The sequence below is a fragment of the Ruegeria sp. CDSA077 genome, from assembly GCF_059612265.1.
Genome location: NZ_JBXWQG010000001.1, coordinates 196086 through 216316, shown reverse-complemented (window position 1 = coordinate 216316; position 20231 = coordinate 196086). Strand labels below are relative to the sequence as shown.

Annotated in this window: 25 protein-coding genes and 1 tRNA gene; 9 read left to right on the top strand and 17 right to left on the bottom strand. The window is 57.8% G+C overall.

The window, feature by feature from the left end:
* Positions 1 to 3: 3 nt before the first annotated feature.
* On the bottom strand, positions 4 to 411 hold the full coding sequence (locus tag AC2FLE_RS01140) for a DUF2147 domain-containing protein (protein WP_496694806.1): 408 nt from the start codon (positions 409 to 411) through the stop codon (positions 4 to 6).
* A 134-nt stretch (positions 412 to 545) separates the two neighbouring features.
* On the opposite strand from AC2FLE_RS01140, the gene hisA reads away from it, so the two are divergent.
* Positions 546 to 1265, top strand: a complete 720-nt coding sequence (hisA, locus tag AC2FLE_RS01135) for a 1-(5-phosphoribosyl)-5-[(5-phosphoribosylamino)methylideneamino]imidazole-4-carboxamide isomerase (RefSeq protein WP_496690915.1) — start codon at positions 546 to 548, stop codon at positions 1263 to 1265.
* Between the two features lies 1 nt (position 1266).
* Here the strand turns inward: hisA and AC2FLE_RS01130 are convergent, their stop codons facing one another.
* A complete protein-coding gene (locus AC2FLE_RS01130; protein ID WP_271949511.1) occupies positions 1267 to 1659 on the bottom strand; it encodes a DUF302 domain-containing protein in 393 nt (130 codons plus the stop codon).
* Positions 1660 to 1829: 170 nt separating this feature from the next.
* Here AC2FLE_RS01130 and hisF point away from each other — a divergent pair, with 170 nt between their 5' ends.
* From hisF to AC2FLE_RS01115, 3 genes are all read left to right on the top strand, one after another.
* Positions 1830 to 2591 (top strand): imidazole glycerol phosphate synthase subunit HisF, encoded by a 762-nt coding sequence (hisF, locus tag AC2FLE_RS01125; RefSeq protein WP_496694805.1) that lies wholly within the window; start codon positions 1830 to 1832, stop codon positions 2589 to 2591.
* Positions 2588 to 2905, top strand: coding sequence for a phosphoribosyl-ATP diphosphatase (locus AC2FLE_RS01120; RefSeq protein ID WP_142636868.1), 318 nt, complete (start codon positions 2588 to 2590; stop codon positions 2903 to 2905). Before hisF ends, AC2FLE_RS01120 begins: the two co-directional genes overlap by 4 nt.
* A 61-nt stretch (positions 2906 to 2966) precedes the next feature.
* Complete coding sequence (locus tag AC2FLE_RS01115) at positions 2967 to 3533, top strand: hypothetical protein (RefSeq protein ID WP_496694804.1); 567 nt, start codon at positions 2967 to 2969, stop codon at positions 3531 to 3533.
* A 4-nt stretch (positions 3534 to 3537) separates the two neighbouring features.
* On the opposite strand, the gene AC2FLE_RS01110 is transcribed toward AC2FLE_RS01115, so the two are convergent.
* From AC2FLE_RS01110 to rlmB, 4 genes are all read right to left on the bottom strand, one after another.
* Entirely contained in the window at positions 3538 to 4008 is a 471-nt protein-coding gene (locus AC2FLE_RS01110; RefSeq protein ID WP_496694803.1) for a CoA-binding protein, read from the bottom strand.
* Between the two features lie 200 nt (positions 4009 to 4208).
* A complete protein-coding gene (locus AC2FLE_RS01105) occupies positions 4209 to 4655 on the bottom strand; it encodes a YHS domain-containing (seleno)protein (protein WP_496694802.1) in 447 nt (148 codons plus the stop codon).
* Positions 4656 to 4763: 108 nt separating this feature from the next.
* Positions 4764 to 5042 carry a hypothetical protein gene (locus AC2FLE_RS01100; protein ID WP_496696061.1) on the bottom strand — a complete coding sequence of 93 codons (279 nt, stop codon included), beginning with the start codon at positions 5040 to 5042 and terminating at the stop codon, positions 4764 to 4766.
* Between the two features lie 15 nt (positions 5043 to 5057).
* Positions 5058 to 5831, bottom strand: a complete 774-nt coding sequence (rlmB, locus tag AC2FLE_RS01095; protein ID WP_142636858.1) for a 23S rRNA (guanosine(2251)-2'-O)-methyltransferase RlmB — start codon at positions 5829 to 5831, stop codon at positions 5058 to 5060.
* Positions 5832 to 5947: 116 nt separating this feature from the next.
* On the opposite strand from rlmB, the gene AC2FLE_RS01090 reads away from it, so the two are divergent.
* Positions 5948 to 6031 (top strand) — tRNA-Tyr (locus AC2FLE_RS01090).
* 110 nt (positions 6032 to 6141) lie between these two features.
* Here AC2FLE_RS01090 and AC2FLE_RS01085 read toward each other — a convergent pair.
* The 5 genes from AC2FLE_RS01085 to AC2FLE_RS01065 form a co-directional block, all read right to left on the bottom strand.
* A complete protein-coding gene (locus tag AC2FLE_RS01085; protein WP_496694801.1) occupies positions 6142 to 6663 on the bottom strand; it encodes a DUF2478 domain-containing protein in 522 nt (173 codons plus the stop codon).
* Positions 6664 to 6733: 70 nt separating this feature from the next.
* Positions 6734 to 7399, bottom strand: a complete 666-nt coding sequence (locus tag AC2FLE_RS01080; protein WP_142636854.1) for an NnrU family protein — start codon at positions 7397 to 7399, stop codon at positions 6734 to 6736.
* Positions 7400 to 7504: 105 nt separating this feature from the next.
* On the bottom strand, positions 7505 to 9568 hold the full coding sequence (locus AC2FLE_RS01075; protein ID WP_496694800.1) for an ABC transporter permease: 2064 nt from the start codon (positions 9566 to 9568) through the stop codon (positions 7505 to 7507).
* Positions 9565 to 10614: a quaternary amine ABC transporter ATP-binding protein gene (locus tag AC2FLE_RS01070; RefSeq protein ID WP_496689692.1), complete on the bottom strand. Its 1050-nt coding sequence runs from the start codon at positions 10612 to 10614 to the stop codon at positions 9565 to 9567. Before AC2FLE_RS01070 ends, AC2FLE_RS01075 begins: the two co-directional genes overlap by 4 nt.
* A gap of 10 nt (positions 10615 to 10624) precedes the next feature.
* Positions 10625 to 11575 carry an ABC transporter substrate-binding protein gene (locus AC2FLE_RS01065; protein ID WP_142636848.1) on the bottom strand — a complete coding sequence of 317 codons (951 nt, stop codon included), beginning with the start codon at positions 11573 to 11575 and terminating at the stop codon, positions 10625 to 10627.
* Positions 11576 to 11961: 386 nt separating this feature from the next.
* Here AC2FLE_RS01065 and AC2FLE_RS01060 point away from each other — a divergent pair, with 386 nt between their 5' ends.
* On the top strand, positions 11962 to 12624 hold the full coding sequence (locus tag AC2FLE_RS01060; protein ID WP_496694799.1) for a DNA-3-methyladenine glycosylase I: 663 nt from the start codon (positions 11962 to 11964) through the stop codon (positions 12622 to 12624).
* 44 nt (positions 12625 to 12668) lie between these two features.
* Positions 12669 to 13355: a hypothetical protein gene (locus tag AC2FLE_RS01055; protein ID WP_496694798.1), complete on the top strand. Its 687-nt coding sequence runs from the start codon at positions 12669 to 12671 to the stop codon at positions 13353 to 13355.
* A 3-nt stretch (positions 13356 to 13358) separates the two neighbouring features.
* On the opposite strand, the gene AC2FLE_RS01050 is transcribed toward AC2FLE_RS01055, so the two are convergent.
* Positions 13359 to 13763, bottom strand: coding sequence for a c-type cytochrome (locus AC2FLE_RS01050; protein WP_496690926.1), 405 nt, complete (start codon positions 13761 to 13763; stop codon positions 13359 to 13361).
* Between the two features lie 91 nt (positions 13764 to 13854).
* On the opposite strand from AC2FLE_RS01050, the gene AC2FLE_RS01045 reads away from it, so the two are divergent.
* Positions 13855 to 14292 carry a DMT family transporter gene (locus AC2FLE_RS01045; RefSeq protein WP_142636840.1) on the top strand — a complete coding sequence of 146 codons (438 nt, stop codon included), beginning with the start codon at positions 13855 to 13857 and terminating at the stop codon, positions 14290 to 14292.
* On the opposite strand, the gene AC2FLE_RS01040 is transcribed toward AC2FLE_RS01045, so the two are convergent.
* From AC2FLE_RS01040 to AC2FLE_RS01030, 3 genes are all read right to left on the bottom strand, one after another.
* Positions 14276 to 14962 carry an ABC transporter ATP-binding protein gene (locus AC2FLE_RS01040; RefSeq protein WP_281972747.1) on the bottom strand — a complete coding sequence of 229 codons (687 nt, stop codon included), beginning with the start codon at positions 14960 to 14962 and terminating at the stop codon, positions 14276 to 14278. The genes AC2FLE_RS01045 and AC2FLE_RS01040 overlap by 17 nt on opposite strands.
* Positions 14955 to 16250 (bottom strand): lipoprotein-releasing ABC transporter permease subunit, encoded by a 1296-nt coding sequence (locus AC2FLE_RS01035; RefSeq protein ID WP_496694797.1) that lies wholly within the window; start codon positions 16248 to 16250, stop codon positions 14955 to 14957. Before AC2FLE_RS01035 ends, AC2FLE_RS01040 begins: the two co-directional genes overlap by 8 nt.
* A gap of 63 nt (positions 16251 to 16313) precedes the next feature.
* On the bottom strand, positions 16314 to 17396 hold the full coding sequence (locus AC2FLE_RS01030; protein ID WP_496694796.1) for a DUF6492 family protein: 1083 nt from the start codon (positions 17394 to 17396) through the stop codon (positions 16314 to 16316).
* Positions 17397 to 17643: 247 nt separating this feature from the next.
* On the opposite strand from AC2FLE_RS01030, the gene AC2FLE_RS01025 reads away from it, so the two are divergent.
* A complete protein-coding gene (locus AC2FLE_RS01025; protein WP_281972745.1) occupies positions 17644 to 18003 on the top strand; it encodes a hypothetical protein in 360 nt (119 codons plus the stop codon).
* Here the strand turns inward: AC2FLE_RS01025 and AC2FLE_RS01020 are convergent.
* Positions 18000 to 18890, bottom strand: a complete 891-nt coding sequence (locus AC2FLE_RS01020) for a glycosyltransferase family 2 protein (protein WP_496694795.1) — start codon at positions 18888 to 18890, stop codon at positions 18000 to 18002. The genes AC2FLE_RS01025 and AC2FLE_RS01020 overlap by 4 nt on opposite strands.
* Positions 18874 to 20214 (bottom strand): proline--tRNA ligase, encoded by a 1341-nt coding sequence (gene proS, locus AC2FLE_RS01015; RefSeq protein ID WP_496694794.1) that lies wholly within the window; start codon positions 20212 to 20214, stop codon positions 18874 to 18876. The genes AC2FLE_RS01020 and proS overlap by 17 nt, the downstream gene beginning before the upstream one ends.
* Positions 20215 to 20231: the final 17 nt, after the last annotated feature.

Here is a 20231-nt window from a genome sequence, read left to right as displayed (position 1 = left end):
CGGTTACTGAACCCGTGTCCAATCCTGCCCGCGACACACCAATCCACCCGCAACACAACCTTTGACGGTCAGCTTGTTCTGGCTGTCCAGGGTCATTTTCGAGCTGTAGGTCTTGTCTCTGTCCGGAGCCCAGATCTTGCCCCCGCCATAGGTGCCGTCGCCATCAGGCACCATATCCCAGATGATCTGCTTGCCGAGATTTTCATATTCCAGCTGTTCATTCCCGTCTTTGTCAAAAGCGGTATCGATGGTACCGCAAATCGCGCTGCCGCATTCGGCGATCGAAACATGCAGATATCCGCCGGTGTCTCCGGGCTGGGTTTTCCAAAGACCGTCAACCGGGTCGGCCATCGCCGCTCCCGAAATCAGAGATCCCAGCCCCAAGGCTGCTGCAAAAGTTGTTTTCTTCATAAAATCCTCCCTATTTGACCAGCAGTCTGGCGCGCTGGTGGACGTGGGGCAAGATTGACTTTGCGTCGCGTTGCATCCCCTGCCCTGCCTGTGCGATATCCCGCCGGGAAAACAGCGATTCAAGGCCTGACAACATGATCCTCTATCCTGCCATCGACCTCAAAGACGGACAGGCCGTGCGCCTGCTGCGCGGAGAAATGGACAAAGCGACCGTGTTCAATGAAGACCCCGCCGCCCAGGCCCGTGCCTTTGTCGACGCGGGGTGCGAATGGCTACATCTGGTTGACCTGAACGGTGCCTTTGCCGGTGAGCCGGTCAACGCCGCCCCAGTCGAGGCAATTCTGAAGGAATGCAACGTTCCCGCCCAGCTTGGCGGCGGTATCCGCGACATGGCCACCATTGAAACCTGGATCGACAAAGGTCTGGCCCGAGTGATTCTGGGCACAATCGCGGTCGAGAACCCGGATCTGGTGCGCAAGGCGGCCAAAGCCTTTCCCGGCAAAGTTGCCGTTGGCATTGATGCCCGCAACGGCATGGTCGCGACCAAAGGCTGGGCTGAAGAGACGAATGTGCAGGTCACTGATCTGGCGCGCAGCTTCGAGGATGCCGGCGTTGCTGCAATCATCTATACTGATATCAACCGCGATGGCGCGATGCAGGGCCCTAACATTGAGGCCACCGCGGACTTGGCCCGTGCCGTATCGATCCCGGTGATCGCGTCAGGCGGCGTCAGCTCATTGGATGATCTGATTGCTCTGCGTGATTGCGGTGTGGAACTGAACGGCGCGATTTCCGGCCGGGCGCTGTATGACGGCGCGATTGACCTGGCAGAGGCCATTCGCGCCCTGACCTGATTTACTGCGCGGCAGCCGCAGTCAGCTTTGCCAGCGCCCCGCGCATTTTCTCGATGATGGGAGAGTTTTCGACCGCGTCGAACTCATCCATCGTCTCTTTTGGATCTTCATAGATCAGCCAAACCTGACCGTCGGCATCTTCATACGCTTGCACCTTGAGGGGCAGGAACAGTCCGGCACGCGGGTCGATCTGCATTGCAGGCGTACCCAGCGCAGGGTTGCCGAAAATCAGCACCTGATTGGGCGGGATCGGCGTTCCGACCTTTTCGGCCCCGGCCGCGTGGTCAACCCGCGCAAAAACCGTTGCACCCGCGTTGCCAATCGCCGTCTCAAGCGCGTCCAGCGCCTGGGTCACCGATTTGTCGGTCTTCATCTTGATGATATCGTCAGCCATTGCGGCAGCTGCTCCTGCGAAAATGAAAGTGGTTGCTAAAAAGAGTCTACGCATCTCATTGATCTCCTGATGAATTGGGGACAGTTTTCACAGGTTCCAGAGTTGTGACAATCACAAGTCTGGCATCGGCGGGGCTTTGCCGTTAGAGGTGCGCCAACAAAGGACGAGAGATGCTGAAAACCCGTATCATACCCTGTCTGGATGTCGCCGATGGCCGCGTTGTCAAAGGTGTTAACTTTGTTGGCCTGCGCGATGCGGGTGACCCGGTGGAATCCGCCAAGGCCTATGACGCGGCAGGCGCTGACGAGATTTGCTTTCTGGACATCCATGCCACCCATGAAAACCGCGGGACCATGTTCGATGTGGTGCAGCGCACAGCGGAACAGTGCTTTGTACCCCTGACCGTTGGCGGCGGCGTGCGGACCAAGGAAGACGTGCGCGCTCTGTTGCTGGCCGGTGCAGACAAGGTCAGCTTCAACTCGGCGGCAGTGGCAAACCCGGATGTGATCGCCCAAGCCGCCGATCAATTCGGCAACCAGTGCATCGTCTGTGCCATCGACGCCAAGACCGTCAGCCCCGGCAAGTGGGAAATTTTCACTCATGGCGGACGCAAGCCCACTGGCATCGACGCGGTCGAATTCGCCAGAACCGTCGTCGCCAAGGGCGCGGGTGAGATTCTGCTGACTTCGATGGATCGCGATGGTACCAAAGCCGGGTTCAACTTGCCGCTGACACGCGCCATTTCGGATGCTGTGAATGTACCAGTGATCGCCTCGGGCGGGGTTGGAACTCTGGATCATCTGGTCGAAGGCGTCACCGAAGGCGGTGCCAGCGCTGTCCTTGCCGCATCGATCTTTCACTTCGGCGAATTCACCATCCGCGAGGCCAAGGAACACATGGCCGCCGCTGGCATCCCGATGAGGCTGACATGAGCATTCTGCACGAGCTGGCCCAAACGATTGAGGCCCGCAAAGGGACGGATCCTGAAGGCAGCTGGACCGCCAAGCTGTTGGCCAAAGGCCCCGAGAAATGCGCCGAGAAATTCGGCGAAGAGGCGGTTGAGGCCATCATCGAGGCGGTCAAGGGCGATCAGGCCAAGCTGACCTCAGAGGCGGCGGATGTACTGTATCACCTGCTGGTCATGCTGGCCGCGCGCGATGTGGCGCTGGATGATGTGCTGGCCGAACTGGCCCGGCGTCAGGGCACCAGCGGCATCGCGGAAAAGGCCGCGCGACCCAAGGGGTGACGCAGGTGTTGTCGATCCATTATTCTGATCCTGACAGGTTCGCAGGTCAAAGGGCGCGCAGATGATCAGAGCTTTGGTATTTGGGCTGGCGCTAGCCGTTCTGGGGGCCTGCGCAATTGCCCCGCCGTCCACCAGTGATGAAGTTCAGCGCTTGGCGTCTGAAATCCGCAACCTCGGGCCTGACATCGACCCTGAAGAGGCCAACCGCGCCGCGCGCATTGCCTATGCCTACACCGATCAACTGGCCCAGGAATATCAGATCACCGACCCGCCACTGATCCACAATGCCAAAGTCAACAAGGGCCTGAAGCCGCGCGGACTGTGTTGGCACTGGGCCGAGGATATCGAACGGCGGCTGGATCAAGAAAACTTCCAGACGCTGGAAATGCACCGCGCCATCGCTAATGCCGACAACCCGTTCCGGATCGACCACAGCACGGCAATCATCAGTCGCAAAGGCGAGACAATGTATGACGGTGTTGTGCTGGACCCCTGGCGCTATGGCGGCGTGCTGTACTGGACGCCCTTACCACAAGACACGCGCTATGACTGGGTCCCGCGCGAAGTGGTTCTGGAAAGGCGACGTTTGGAACAATTCGGCGAACTGCAACCATATCTCGGTGAATAACCGCTCAGAGTTTCGACGAAATCATTCCGGTTGCAAAACCACCCATGCGCAATTCGCCGAACAAACGCTGATATTCGATCTTCGGACAGCGGTTCATCACGACATCCACCCCGCGCGCCTGCGCTGTGGCCGCAGCCGTGGCATGTTCTATCCCAATCTGCATCCAGATTGTGCGCAGATTTGGAAACGCCTCCAGCGCCTCGTCCACTATGGGCGGTACAGCTTCGGATCGGCGAAAGATATCGACCATGTCTACCGGTTCGGAAATCTCGGATAGCGACGCACGGATTGTCTGGCCAAACAGGATCTTGCCCGCATGACCGGGGTTAACAGGGATCACCTTGTATCCTTTGAGTGACAAATACCGCGCCACATAATAGCTGGGTCGCACAGGATTCATCGACACCCCAACCACAGCAACGGTTTTGGTATGTTTCAGGATCTGGGTCAGGAATTCATCGGAATACTCAGTCATTCGACCACCCTAGCCGCCGTTTTCAAAAGAAAAAAGCGCCCAGGAATACCTGAGCGCCAGTTGTTGGAACGAGGGACAGTGAAATGACCCGCGGCAGTTCCGTTCCGCGGTCACTGTGACATTTAAGCATGAGTTCAGAGAAAAAAAGAGGTAGCGCGCGATTTTGTGATGACAGATCAGAAAAAACGGCCGCCGCCCTGTTATTCATATAGAACGCTTGGCCAATGCGCCTCGGCCTCGCGGATATAAGCTGCGGTATCGCGTTGCCAGATGCGCTCGATTTCTGGCGAGTGGGTCAGATATAGCCGACCGTCAATCACCTGCCAAATAGTCGGATCGGTGCTGACAAGCTCTCCTTGCGCCATTGCGAAGGCGCAGTACCCGCCGAACTGAGGTGCATAGGCACGCGGATTCATCTCAAACGCGTCCCGATTCTCAGCGGTGGCAAAGTGCCATTCGGCGCCTTTCCACATAACCGCGTATTCAGGCTGACCCCGAACAGGTGTTTCGCCATTGAAATAGGACACCGCATCATATCCGGCCATGGCTGCACCGTCCGTCCGATAGAAGACGGGCAGATCCTGCGCAAACGCAGGAAGAGCAATCACACTGGCGGCAATCGCGCCAAAAAGGAAACGTCTGTTCATGGTCATCGGATCACAAATAGAAACTCAGGGTATCAAGATGCAATTTATTATCGCAACTGAAACCCCTTTTAACGCGCTTGTGAACATTCGAACCGGCAACGCCAGCCTTTAGTCGAAAATGTCCTCGATCACATCCCAGGCTTCATCCAGCACCCGTGAGAAAACGCCTTTTTTCTTCTTCTTTTTGCTCTTGTAGGGATGATCCTGCTTGGCTGTTTGACGGTTCGCCTTGGCATCTTCCAATTTGCGCTTTGGCATCATCTTGAGGTTATGCAGCGGGGCACCGCAGCTTGAACAACTGAGCTCTTGGCGCTGCGTGCCTTTTAGAACAAGCGCTGCCCGGGTCCCACAATAACAGCAGGTCGCAATTTTGGATGGCGTGGAAATGGCGTTCTCCTGTCGTTATCTTTGCCTAGAAGCATATAGGGCAATCGCCGCCGCATTTGAGACATTGAGAGAACCAAACCCGCCCACAGCGTCAATTTTGACCAACTTGTCGACGGTTTCTTTGGTTTTTTGCCTCAGGCCCGGTCCCTCTGCGCCTAACACCAATGCCACTGGCTGGTCCGGGTTACCTCCCAAGGCGGCCTCGATCGTGTCGTCCGCCTCGCCGTCCAGTCCTAGGACCAGAAACCCCATTCCCTGCAACTCGACAATGGCATCAGCCAGGTTACGCACCCGCAGATAGGGTTGACGTTCCAGTGCGCCGCTGGCGGTCTTGGCCAGCGCGCCAGTTTCCGGCGCCGCGTGATGGCGCATACCGACTACTGCGCTGGCTCCAAGAACCTCAGCTGACCGTAGAATCGCTCCGACATTATGGGGGTCGGTCACGCGGTCTAACAAAATGACGCGCGGGTGTTCGCGCCCGATGCAGTTTTCCGCCAGACCACCCCATTCCAAAGGCTTAACCTCAAGGGCCGCGCCCTGATGAACCGACCCTGGGTCGATCGGAGCGGTAAATTTGCGTGGATCAACCATCTCGGGCTCAATGCCAGCAAATTCAATGGCTTCCACCAGCTTGTCCCGCGCATTCCGCGTCACAATCAGGTGCAATTTTGTGCGGTTTGGGTTCATCAGCGCATCCCGCACCGCATGCAGACCAAACAGCCAAACAGTTTCGGATGCGGCAGCTTTGCGCGCCTGTTCTTTTTCGACGACCCACTTGGGTTTCTTCATTTCTTTGGCCTCCGGGCCGCGAATTCGGTTTCCTGCGTCAAAGCAGTATTTTCCTGTTGACGCTCCTTTAGAGCGCTAGTAATCACGCCTCCACGTCAGGTGCAACGCCTGACAGTGGGCGACAGGCCGCAAGGTGTGGCAGGGGACTGTAACTCCCTCGCGGAGACGCACGCCTGGTTCGATTCCAGGGTCGCCCACCATTTTCTTCCAGACATCCAGCAAGCTTTGCCAGCGCGAGTGATGAATGGCTGATCACACCGTACCAAGCAGAAATTGGCAGGACCGATGGCCCCGCCTTATGACCGCTCTGTCAGGCGGCAGCTTCACGTTGCGCAGTGACCCGGTCAAACCAGGCCAAGATCGCCTCAAGGTCGGGCTCAATCTGCTCGGCACCGCCGCCCGTGAATTCTTCGAATTTAGCCGTGTTCAAACCGTTCACCCCGACAAGAACCGGAATGTCCTGCGCCAGTGCTTCAGCGATGACCGGGCGAAAACCGCGCCCATCCGCCTCGTGCTTGCCGAACTTGTTAACGATCAGCAAATGGGGATTCTCTGCCAGCGATGCCGTCACATATCCAACTGCCCGCTCAAGTGCCGCAGGGTCCAGACGGCAGCCGCGCGACTGTGTACCCAAAGACTGCGAAATCCGGATGGTCTCTCCCTCTGGCAGGACACGGACGTCCATGTCGCACTTGCTGCTGTCGGCGCATTCGGTGTTGGTTTGCACCACACCCGCCAACTGCGCATCTGCGGCCAAAAGGCGATCCGCAGCCGCGCTCAGCAGACGGTCGGTTGCACCGCGGTCGGTGGTCGTAACATAGGCGAGGTACATGCAAATCCCCTTGTCGCAACAATTCGAAACATCAAATAGCACGCACGACCCGCCCCGACCACCACTCAGCTTATGGCAGCGGAGACAATCCGATCACCGGTTCGTGTAAGTGAAGCAGGATTGCAAATGCTGCCAGCGCTACAAACCCGATCCAAACAGGCGGCCAAGGGCGTGGCGCACGCAAAGAAAACCTTGCAGTGTTGCGCGACAGCCGACCCCATTCAGCACCCATCTGACGGGACTTGCGTCGATCAATCAGCGGCAGCCCCATCGCAGCAAATACCGCAAACAAACCGAACAAAATCACGTGGGACAGGCTGCCATTGGCCAGCAGATGAGCGACAGCCCACACCAACAGCGCCACCAAAACCGGGTGGCGCGTGGTGCGCAGAATGCCGGGCTTTTCCGGATCGAACGGGCGCTGGCCCAAGCCACCAAATGAAAACGGGTTCTGGATCGTCAAGCCCGCAACCGCAAGCCAGCACACTACGGGCATCATCAGAACGGGAATCCAGCGGAATATCCAAATGGGTGGGATCACCTCGACATACGGGGCTTGCGCTGCGGCGATGATCAACCAACCCAGAACCAGCAGAGACAAGATGGAATAAGCCACGAAATACCCGCGCCGTCCGAACGTAGTGATCAGGCGATCGCGCACAGCGGGGCGCGCTGGTATCGCATGGGTCGCCAGAAACGCTATCAGTGCAGCAAAGAATAGGGGCCAGCCTGCCATGGTAGTCTCCGATCATTTGCGCCAGGTTTAATCACCTGCGCCGGAACGTCCTTGCCCGAAATCAAATGAGGCAGAGAGGCGGTTGTTCCGCCTTTCTGCCGATGTTTACAGGCCCAGCGCCTTGCGACGTTCCTCGGCAAAGCCCTGCACGATGCGGTCAGCTATCAGCGCAAGGATAGCCATCGCCGCCCCTGCTGAAATCCCCAATCCCACATCCGCCTGCCCCAGCGCCAGATAGATCGACTGGCCCAGACCGGTGGTTCCGATCAGCGCAGCGATCACCAGCATGGCAAAGGCGTAAAGGATGGTCTGGTTCAGACCCAGTAAGATAGTCGGCGCAGCATAAGGCGCGCGCACGTCACGCATGATCTGCCACTCAGTCGCGCCACTAGAGATGGCGGCCTCCATCATCTCATCCGGTGTATTGACCAGCCCGTGCCGTGTGTAGCGGATCATCGGAACAACGGCATAGGCGCAGATTGCCAGAAAGGCCGAAAACTCGCCGATCTGAAACACCATCAGCACAGGAATCAGGAACACGAACAGTGGGATCGTCTGCAACATGTCACAGACGGGGCGGACCACCTTCCAAACAGGCAACCAGACTGCACTGGCCAGACCAATCACACCACCGACTACGGCACAAGAAAACACCGCAGCACCGCTCAGATACAGCGATAACAGCGCGCGTTCCCACAGGCCCGAGACAAGAATGGTACAGAGCAATCCGACCGAAAGCGCCGCCAATCGCCAGCCCCCTGCCACCCAACCCAACGCGGCGGCGGCAGTCAGAACGAAAGGCCAGGGCAGATTGGCAATGCCGGTTTCCAGCATCCCGATCAGGATCAGCATCACCAGCCCGCCGGTCAGATGTCCACGCCATGCCATTAGCACGGCAACCGCTGCGGCAGCGGCGAACAGGCCATAGCTCATCACGGGCGTCCACTGAAAACCCCATGTGAACGGCAGCACGGCCTGGTCCAAACCAATCCGAAGCGGCAGCAGCACATAGAACAAAGAGTTGTTCTTGAGCGCGTCAAGCCACGGCCCATTAGCCTGGGTAAACGCCGTCAGCCCGCCGTCAATCACCCCGGCCAGCGGGTCGAGAATGGTCAGTTCGGACGGGTTCGGCAGCCTGGTCCAAAAGGCAGCGGTGAACAGCACGGCAACGCCAATTACTGCCCAGGCGACACGCTGGTCATAGCGTTTACGTTCGGTCGCCAGCGTCCCGCTCATCCGGTCGATGACGACGGCAAAGACCACGATCACCAGACCGGCCATCAAGGCTTCGCCGAACTGTGCCTTGCGCATGGTCAGAAGAACCTCCCAACCGATATCGTTGAAGCCGCCAATGACGGCTGCGATGATAACCATCGACAGCGCAGCCATTAGGCACTGGTTCACACCGACCATGATCTGCGTGGCTGCAGCCGGGATCTCGACCTGAAACAGCTGTTGAAACCGCGTGCCGCCGGACATGATGGCAGCCTCTTTGATTTCCGGTTCGACCCGCTCCAGCCCCAACATCACGTTGCGCGCCATCGGAGGGGCCGCATAGATGGCCGAGGCGATCAGCCCAACCACAGGACCGAAACCAAACAGCAGCAGCAGCGGCGTCAGGTAAGCGAATGTCGGCACGGTCTGCATCACGTCCAGCACGGCCTGCACAAATGACTTCACGCGCGGAACTTCGTTGGCAAGGATGCCGATAGCTCCGCCCATGATCAGCGCAACCGGCACGGAAACGGCCACTAACGCCAGGGTGTTCATACTTTCGGCCCAATAGCCCGATGCCAACACAAAGCTAAGGCCCACAAAGCCCAGCGCCGCCATCGGCAAACCGCCCAGATACCAACCCAGCGCAGTCACCAGACCGATCAGGATGGGCCATGGCGTATTGCCGAGCACAAAGTTGGCCCAGTTCATGGGATAGGCCATGAGATCGGAAAACAGCCGCGCCGCCGGTTTGATCCCGTTCAGGGACCAGTCCAGAAACGTGCCGACCCATTGCGTTGCAGGCAGTTCCCAGCCTGCGGGCCATTTGACCAGCCAGGGCGCGACGCCTTCCAGCGCCAGACACAACGCACCGACGATGACTGTGATCAGTGCGGCGCGCGCGCCAATGCTCAGGCGCGCCTGCGGCACAGAAACTTCCGTCGCTACAGTCATGTTTCATCAACCTGCAGGGCGGCGGCCAGATCGGACGGATGAACCGTTCCGACGATGTTACCATCGGCATCCCTGACGGGCACCGGTTCGTATAACTCCATGCAGTGCGCCAATGCAGCGTCTAATGTCATCGAGGTTGTCAGGCCAGGGTCATCTGGTCCCCGCTCTCCGTCTTGGCGCATGACCGATGCGACCTTGGCATGCTGACCCTTGGCGACATCCTTTGAAAACTCTCGCACGTAATCATCCACCGGGCGCAGTACGATATCGGTGGGTGTACCGATCTGGACTATCTTTCCGTCGCGCATGATGGCAATCCGGTCGGCCAGTTTCAGCGCCTCTTGAATATCGTGGGTGATGAAGACGATGGATTTCTGCAACGTCGCCTGAATGCGCAGGAATTCATCCTGCAACTGACGGCGGATCAAGGGATCGAGGGCCGAGAATGGTTCGTCCAAAAACCAGATATCGGGGTTCACGGCCAGAGACCGAGCAATCCCGACGCGCTGCCGCTGACCACCCGAAAGCTGACGCGGGAAGCTGTCTTCGCGCCCTTCCAGCCCGACCAACGAGATCACCTCCTGCGCGCGGGCCATCCGCTCTTTGCGGCTAACACCCTGAACACGCAGCGGATAGGCGACGTTTTCGGCAACGGTCATATGCGGGAACAGGCCGAAATGCTGAAATACCATGCCCAGCTTTTTGCGGCGCAGCTCGGTCATGGCTTTCTTTGACGCGCCGATGACGTTCTCGCCATCCACACGGATTTCGCCACCCGTGCCCGGCAAAAGCTGCGAGATACAGCGGATCAAAGTAGACTTGCCCGATCCGGACAGGCCCATGATCACAAACAGCTCGCCCTCCTTGACCTCGAAATTGGCATCCTGAACGGCGGGGATGAACCCGTTTTCCCGCAGATCGGCAGCGGCTTTGTCAGCGTCATTCCCTGACCGAGACAGCGCGTCGGTCAGGGCTTTGTCAGCGCCGGGGCCAAACACCTGCCAGAGATTCTGGCAGGCGATGGCTGGCGAATTTACGTCAGTCACTGACGTCAGCTCACTGCGTTGCCGCGTCAACAACAGGGCGCCATTTGCCTTCGTTTTCAGCCATCCAAGCGGCGACGACCTCTTCGACGGAACCACCATCAACGTCGATCGCACCCATCATCGGCTGCTGATCTTCGACTGCCAGTTGATAGTTGGTCAGGATTTCATAGGCTGCGGGCCATTTGTCTTCCATGCCGCTCCAACCCGCCTTGAAGATGCGCGACGGCGAGAAATCGCAATCGTTCACAGCGTTCGGGTTCGGGCCCCAAGCGGGATCGGTGAAACAGGCGTCTTCCCCGGCTGGCAGTTCGACGAATTGCACATCATAGGCCGACATGGCCCAATGCGGCTGCCAGAAGGTGATCAGCAGCGGCGAGTTGCGCTCGGTCGAGGCCCGAAGCTCGGCTATCAAAGCCCCCTCGGAACCTGCGGGAACCGCTTTGAACGGCAGATCCAGGCCCACCATACGGTCAGCGCCGGGCGTACCCCAATCAGCCGGGTAATCGACCAGACGGCCCCCAGGCAGCGTTTCGGCCGTCGCAAATACCTGTGCGCAGTCCTTCAGCGCTTCCCATGCGGGCAGGCCGGGACACAGATCAGCCACATGCGCGGGATAGGCGATGCCTTCTTTGGCGTCGAGGCCCAGATCGCCGATTTCAACGACGGTGCCTTCGTCGATCTTCTTGGCATATTCATCCGATACGTTGGACGACCAGATTTCCAGGGTCGCGTCGATGTCACCATCGGCCAGCGCCTGGAACTGATTCATCATGCCTGCGGTCACATATTCCACATTGTACCCGGCAGCTTTCAGCATCTCACCCGCGACATGGGTGGTCACGTGCTGGCCAGTCCATTCGTTGATCGCCAGTTTGATCGGCTGATCCACGGCCCCCATCTCGGCGGCATAGGCAGAGCCTGCAACGGTCAGCGCCATCAGGCTTACACTCAGTTTTTTCATTGATTTTCTCCCTGCAATATTCGTTTTGCCCGGTCCGGCGCGTTGTTACGCGCCAGTCGGCTTGTCATGTGACAAATCCATGTCGCAACATGCACAAAAACTGGCGAAGAAGGGAAGCAGACAGTTCGGCGCGGCACGGAATAACTCGCCCCTTTGCCCCAGTGTTTTCCCTCTTTCAGCATCATGCTAGGCGCCCGCGCCCACTGCATTTCCCCAGCATTGCGGTGCGGATATTGATTGACGAGTCAATCACAAACCAGAATCACCCACTTTGTCGAGCATTTCTTTTGGGCTTGGGATGTTTTTTTACCTTGGCAGGCATGTGTCCCGGGCCACCTTGCAACACCGACCGCAAAACGCGACGCTAGGTTTGGAGGATTCTGCAGATGCGCCATTTCGACGAGATTTTCGCCATAGCCGCCAGCCGTCACGGCGGGACAGATGCCCTGAGCAACAAGCTTTCCAAACCCAAAAGCCCTGCGGAACTGGCTGAAATGCCCGAAGATCGCTGGCTGTCGATTATCACGAAATGCATCTTTCAGGCCGGGTTTAACTGGAAGGTCATCGAAAACAAATGGGACGGGTTCGAAACTGCTTTTGACGGGTTCGACATTGGACGCTGCGCCTTTATGGACGACGAAAAGTTCGATGCTCTGCTGCAGGACACTCGGGTCGTGCGCAATGGCACCAAGATCGCCACGGTCCGCGAAAATGCCGCCTTTTTGCTGGAACTGCGCCAAGAAGGTGGCGTCGGAAAGATTCTGGGTGGGTGGCCTTCGGATGACTATGTCGGTTTGCTGAACATGCTGAGCAAGCGAGGGTCGCGTCTGGGTGGCGCATCGGCGCAATATGCGATGCGATTTGCGGGGCGTGACAGTTTCATCCTGTCGCAGGATGTGACCGCACGGCTGGTGGCCGAGGGCGTGATCGATAAGCCGCCGACATCGAAAAAGGCGATGGCCTCGGTTCAAGCGGCATTCAACACATGGATGGAACAGTCCGGGCGATCTCTGACAGAAATCAGCCGCGTCCTAGCAATGAGCCTGTAAAAAAACCATTTGCACACGTGTGCTGCCAGAATAGATTTTTTGTCATGTTACGCCTCATTTTGATGACGTCCCTTTTGGTATTCACCGCTTGCGGTCGCCCCCTGACTGATCAGGAGGCTGCTTTTACCCGCACACTTCAGGGTGATACGCTGAAACTCAACAAAGTGCGGTTGGTCGAAGGCGCACCAGTTACGCCAATAACTTTCTATCGTAAAGATCGGTCACGCCTTGCTTGCCGCGAACGCATTTTGCCCGCCCCGCAGGAAGGTATCGTTACCGCAAAACCCGCGGCAGTGGCCCTGTTCAACAAGGTCTATTTCACGCGGGACTGGTATCTGGACGATTACATGTCCGAATTCCCGGATCGGATGAACCTGATCGCGGCAATGCTGCTGGGTCATGAACTGACCCATGTGTGGCAATGGCAAAACCGCAAGAAGACCGGCTATCATCCGCTGCGCGCCGCAGCCGAGCATGGCGGGAATAACGACCCCTATCAATTCGACCTGGAGAGCTCGCCAGATTTCCTTTCCTACGGGTTCGAACAGCAGGGCGCCATTGTCGAGGAATACATTTGTTGCCGGGCGCTGGATCCTTCGGCACCCCGCACCAGACGTCTGCACGAGATGCTGGGTGCACATTTCGATCTGGCTCCGCTACGTGGTGACAAGCGTGAAAGCGCAGTGGTCATCCCCTGGGCCGATGCCGAGATCAAAGGAATCTGTCGGTAACGTTCAGTTGGCCTGCAGCGTCTGCAGATAAGCCACCAGATCCACGATCGGCTGGCTGGTCAGGATCGGCTGCCCATCTGGTGTTTTCATCGCCGTATCCTGCCCTTCGAAATACGGTCCATAGACTGGCATCGGGCTGCCATGGCTGACCAGCGGGTCTCGTCCATCTATGCGCGCCACAACACGAGCGGTCGGGAATACCCCTTCGCTGCTTGCAAGCCGCGTCAGGTCAGTTGGCTGAATAACAAGGACGCCTGCCATTGGACCATAGCCCGTCGCGTCGATCCCGTGGCAGGTTGCACAATAATGCTGGTACAGCTCGGCGCCGGTATCTGCATCCTGCGCGCTGACCTGAGACGCCGTCACAAACGCCGCTATCGATAGCGCCCCCATTGCCTGTCTGATCATCACATCCTCCTGTCAGATTTGACATTTTCAGGCTTGCCCGTGCCTGGGCTTGGCGCAATGATCCAGATCAACGAGGCAATAGGAAAACCGCATGACACAATATGCTGCTATTATGCTTGTGGCTGGAATTGGGGTTCCGATCCTTGCCGCGTTGAATGCCGCATTGGGCAAATTGATCGGGTCGCCAACAACAGCGGCTGTGGTCCTGTTTGCGATAGCCTTTGCATCAAGTGCAGCGTTGATGGTGGTTTTTCCCGGCTTTGGAGCCCTTTCAAAAATTGCCGATGCCCCCAAGCACCTGCTTCTGGCCGGTGTGCTTGTCGCCTTTTACGTTCTGTCAATCACCCATGTTGCGCCACATTTTGGGGTCGGCAACGCGGTGTTCTTTGTCCTTCTTGGGCAACTCGTCAGCACTGCAGCCATCGACCACTTCGGCTTGTTTGGCGCGCAGGTCACCCCGCTGACATGGATTCGCGCAAGCGGCATCGCAGTGATGGCTGCAGGCGTTGCCATCACTCAACTGGCCTAAGCGCGCCTCCGTCCAGCCTCAGTGTTCGGTCCATCCGGGCGGCAAGCTGCATGTTATGCGTGGCGATCAGAGCCGAGAGCCCCTCGTCCCGCACCAAAGCCATCAATGCGTCAAAAACCTGATCCGAGGTTTCAGGGTCCAAATTACCTGTCGGCTCATCCGCAAGAAGAACCCGAGGTTTGTTGGCCAATGCGCGGCAGAAGGCCACGCGTTGCTGCTCACCGCCAGACAGGGCGGCCGGCCGGTGATCGGCGCGCGCGGCGACGCCGACATGATCCAGAAGGGACATCGCCCGTTCCTGGGCTGCCCTTTCGGACACGCCATTGGCCAGCTGCGGGAGGGTAATATTCTCCAACGCGGTGAATTCTGGCAACAGATGGTGAAACTGGTAGACAAAGCCGACATCCTGCCGCCGCAACGCAGTTCGCGTGCGATCACCTTTCCCGGTCACGTTCTGGCCTGCAATCTCAACCGATCCTGTGTCGGGTGTGTCCAACAATCCGGCAATATGCAACAGCGTCGACTTACCGGCACCAGAGGGCGCCACAAGAGCCACGGCCTCGCCCGCACGCAGGTCCAAATCGACACCGCGCAATACCTGAACCTCACCCGGCTTACCTTTGAGATAAGTCTTGGTTAGACCGGCCAATCGCATCATTACATCACTCATAGCGCAGCGCCTCGACAGGGTTCAGCCGCGCCGCGCGACGGGCGGGGAAATAGGTGACCAGAAATGACAGGCCCAGAGATAGGCCAACGGCCTTGAGCACATCCGACAGATGCAGCTCGGCAGGCAGCGCATAGATGCCGCGGATGGACGGATCCCAAACCCCGCCCCCCATTACAAAGTTCACAAAGCTGAAGATCGGGTCGATATAGATCGCAAAAAGACAGCCCAGCACCACGCCCAACCCAGTGCCGATGATCCCGGTAAACACGCCGCAGATAAAGAACACGCGCAGGATCGAGCCTTCGCTCAGCCCGATGGTGCGTAGGATGCCGATGTCTCGGCCCTTGTTTTTCACCAGCATGATCAGACCCGAGACGATGTTCATCGCCGCGATCAGAACCAGGATCGACAAGATGATGAACATGACGTTGTCTTCCACTTCAAGCGCGCGGAGGAACCCGCCCGAGGCATCCTGCCATGTCCAGATCTGACTGCGCTCGCCTGCGGCTTCAAGGATCGGGATCAGGATCGGCGTCAGTTCTTCGGGGCGGTCAACCATAACTTCGATCTCATCAGCCACGCCCTCGCGGTTGAAAAAACCCTGCGCCTGTTCGAAGGGCATATAGACCCGCGTCCGGTCGATGTCATAACGCCCAGCAGAAAACACATAAACCACCTGGTAGGCATTCACTCGGGGAGAGGTGCCAAACGCGGTCTTCACCCCATTGGGCGAGGTCAGCTTGATGGTATCGCCCACCGTCGCCCCGATGCTGCGCGCGACGCCTGAACCTATGGCAATGACGTCCTGGCCGTTCTGAAACATCGACAGATCACCAACCGCCTGTTCGCTTTCGGCGACACCGGGCAGCTCCAGCAAATCTTCGGGCTGGATGCCAAATACCTCAACCCCGCTGCTGCGGTCGCGATTGGTGATCAGAACCTGGCCTTTCACCAAAGGTGCTGCACGCTGAACGCCCGGAACCTGAGCGACCCGATCGGCCATGTCCATATAATCCGCAATGGTCCGATCGACCTGCCCCTGCGCAGTGAACTCACCCGATGAATACACGGTCACATGGGCGTTAGCCCCCAGAATGGTTCCAACAAATTCGGACCGGAAACCGGACCTGACGGCCAATGTGGCGATCAGCGCAAACACTGCCAGGGTAATCCCGATCAGCGAAATCCATGTCATCACGCTGACGCCGCCTTCAGCACGGCGCGCGCGCAGGTATCGCCAAGCGATTTTCCACTCAAAAAGCGCAAATGGCGGTGGTGTCTTGGCCATGTCTGCTCCGCTGGTTTTGTTTTGTGGCGACCCTCTCGGCAATTCGACCGGGGGTCAAGCCGGTTATCCGCCCACTTCGACTTGCCCCGTCAAAGCAGCGGTTCTGTTCAAGGCGGCCTCGGCGATGGAACGATCGCAGATACCGCGGCTTTCCAGCTCGTGAAACACCCGGTTTCGAATGTCGGCGGGCAGCTTGTAAAGCGCTCTGTTATGCAAGCCTAGGGTCAAAGTTTCCGGATCGTCCAGCCGGGAAAGCTCATCGGTCAGTTTCTGCGCCGAGAAGGATGGCCACAGCCCTATGCTGGTGTTTCCCGAGGGTTCGAACCAAGACGCAAAACCGGCTTCGGATTTCAGACAAAATGCATTCAACAACATAAACTCAGACGGGCGCCTGCGAGAGGCAAATAGCGATTGAACCGATCCGTGGCGCGCATTTATCTCTTGCAGCAGATTCAGGATCAGTGACCGGCGCACAGGATAGGGCGTTGCGAAATTTGTTGTCTGCAGGCCGTCCGTTTCCGGGATCGACGCGCCCAGCGCATCAAAGCTCTGTTCCAGCCAGCGTCTGTGATAATCGCTGTTCACACCGATAAACGGAATCCGCGCTGCACCACTGTCCGAGAAAAACTCGGCCTCCTGAAAGGGGCGCAGAAACAGGTTCTTGGTGTCCAGTATTACAATGTTTTCTGTCGAGGCAGCCCGAGCAGATCCCAATTTCAAAACTTGCTGTGTCCGGTATCCGTTGTTGCCACGCCATCCACCCTTGCGCGCGCCCGGAATGCGGTATCGGTTTTCGACCAATATCCTGTCCGAGATCGACCGGCGCGCGCATTGCCCGGGAGCCAGCAATACGTCATCGCCGCTCAGGACTTCAACTTTGGGTCGCAATGGACCGTAAGAAGCCAAAATCGGTTCCACCATCGCGCGCAGTGCCGGTTCGTCCACATCGTTCATGATCACCCGGATCGAGCAGACCTGATCAGGGTCAACAAATCGGGCGAAAGACAATGCCTGCAATTCAAGCAAGGGGAAGTCTTTGGAATAGACGACGGTTGTGAAGCTCAGCAAACCGTGGATCCTTTTGTGATTTTCGGCCCGTGTATCAGCAAATTCCTGGTGATCCAATTCCGCAAGAAATTCAACCATCGGCGAATCAGGTCGGGGTTTTTCAAAATACGGATGATTTCCACATGCGGCATTATACCCTTGGTTGTGAAGCCCTTCACAGACAGCACCGCATTGTTTCAGCTATGAAGTCAATGTGAGCATTCAGGGTGAAACTGCACTCAAAATGCAACATTTTAGGCGCAATATTATTTCGCTTTTTGATTATTTAAAGAAACTTTGTCACCCTACTTCGTGGGGGAATTCATTTCCAGAGCGGGGGTCGCTCATGAATATTCGTACTGAAACAGAACAACCGGGCGCAATTTCGGCCCGGAAACTATCTACAGAAATTGATTGCGAGACCGCAGCACTGCTGCGCGCGGCGATACGCCCGATATTTTCCGGTGCCGCAAGCTGGGGCAATCTGACGGATATCCTGAAAGATAAAGGGTACCATTTGGCGTTTCGACAGGGGCGGTTATGTATCACCGATCGCATGACTGGCGACCGTGTTTGCGGAATACGCTTTCTGGGGTTCGAATTTAAGGACCTGGTCAATCGCTTGGGCCGTCCGATCGTTGTTCCACGCGGATCCGAGGCTGATGGTGATCTGCTATCCGTCCGACCGACTGCGGCAGGCCACTAATAGCGCCGCCAAAACTGTACGGATCGGCGGGCCGTTTTCCATAGGCTATGGCGTGCCGCCAGTTTGATCCCGAACGGAGTATCTGGGCGCCGCAGCAATTCGATCATCAGATTGGCGGGCATATGTCCGCGGCGGTAGAACCGGAAGAAATCCTGTTGGGTCAGGGTCCGCGCTGCATTGAAACCTGAATAGAATTGAATCCAGACGCGGGCATAATCCTCGGCGGTTTTGACAGTGTCGCTGGTTACGCCCCTGCCCCAGAACATGGAAACAGGCTCATCCGTACGCTCTCCCTGATATCCGGTAGCGACAAGCCTCAGCATCAGGTCATAATCCGCAGCCACCCGAAACTGCGTGTCATGCCCGCCAAGCGCCTGAAACACATCCCGCCGCAGCAACACCGAATTATGGCAGAACGGCATCCGCTGTAGGATCGCTTTGAGCGACATGCGCTTTTCCCGACTTTCCGAACCGTCCTCGTATTTGCGCAGGGTCGAGCCATACAGGAAATCCGGTCGAGATTCCGCAAGCAGGTCGGCAAGGGTGTTCAAAATGCCATCCGATGCCAGCGAGTCATCCGAGTTCAGGAACAGCAGATATTCACCCTGTGCAGCCTCGGCGCCTTTGTTCATGGCATCATACAGGCCAGTATCAGGCGCGCTGATCACGCGCGTTCGTCGTGCACCTGCCGTCAGCTCTTCCAGAAACGCCACCGTGCCGTCATCCGATGCGCCATCCTGAATGATATGTTCGGCCCGGTCGCAACTCTGCCGGGCCATACAGGCTATGACTTCGCGGAAACTGTCCTGCCGCCCTTGGGACAGAAGGTTATATGTCGCCGTGATGACCGAGATCAGCGGCGTGTCGGTTTCAGGCGATGCGCTCATAGATCTCGGCGATCTTGGTGACGGCAGCTTCGGGGCTCAACTCTTCGCTTTCGCCTGTGCGGCGGCAAGTCAGTTCCACCACACCGTTCTTCAGGCCGCGCGGGCCGACCGTGATCCGCCAAGGCAGGCCGATCAAATCCATCGTGGCGAATTTACCGCCTGCCCGTTCGTTACGGTCATCATAAAGTGGCTCCAACCCCAGCACGGTCAGCGCGGCATAGAGTTTTTCACAGGCTGCGTCCGCTTCGTCATCGCCTTGTTTCAGGTTCACGATACCGCAATGGAACGGGGTCACGCCCTCTGGCCAGATGATGCCCTTGTCGTCATGGCTGGCCTCGATGATAGCGCCGACCAGTCGGCTGACGCCGATGCCGTGGCTGCCCATATGCACCGGAACGGGCTTGCCGTCCGGACCCTGAACGGTTGCGCCCATTGCTTCGGAATACTTGGTGCCAAAGTAAAATATCTGACCAACCTCAATGCCGCGCGCCACACGGCGGCGGTCTTCGGGCACTTGATTGAACAACGCCTCGTCATGGGTCTCATCGGTGCGGGCGTATTTTGAGGTGAACTCTTCCAGAATAGACTGGCACTGCGCGTGATCGTCATAGTCGATCTGACGGTCGCCAAAGGTCAGGTCGGTGACGGCGCTGTCATAGAACACCTCGGATTCGCCGGTATCGGCCAGCACCAAGAATTCATGGGTGTTGTCACCGCCAATAGGACCGCTGTCCGCACGCATCGGGATCGCCTGCAGCCCCATACGTTCGTAGGTGCGCAGGTAGGTGACCAGATGGCGGTTATAGGCGTGCAGCGCATCCTCTTTGGTCAGGTCGAAATTATAGCCGTCCTTCATATAGAACTCGCGCCCCCGCATCACGCCAAAGCGCGGGCGGATTTCGTCGCGGAATTTCCACTGGATCTGATAGAGCGTCAGCGGCAGGTCTTTATAGCTGCTGACGTGGCCCCGAAAGATGTCGGTCACCAGTTCCTCGGCCGTGGGGGTGAACAGCATATCGCGGTCGTGCCGGTCTTTCATCCGCAGCATTTCCTGACCGTAATCGTCATATCGCCCGCTTTCGCGCCACAGGTCAGCTGATTGGATGATCGGCATCTGGATCGCGATATGGCCGGCTTTGGCCTGCTCCTGATGCACAATGTTTTCCAGCTTGCGCAGAACTTTGAACCCCAGCGGGAGCCAGGAATAGATCCCAGCAGCGGCCTGCTTGATCATGCCCGCGCGCAGCATCAGCCGGTGGCTGACGATCTGAGCCTCGGAGGGGTTTTCCTTGAGAACGGGCAGAAAGTAACGGCTGAGGCGCATGGCTTGACCTTTAGAGG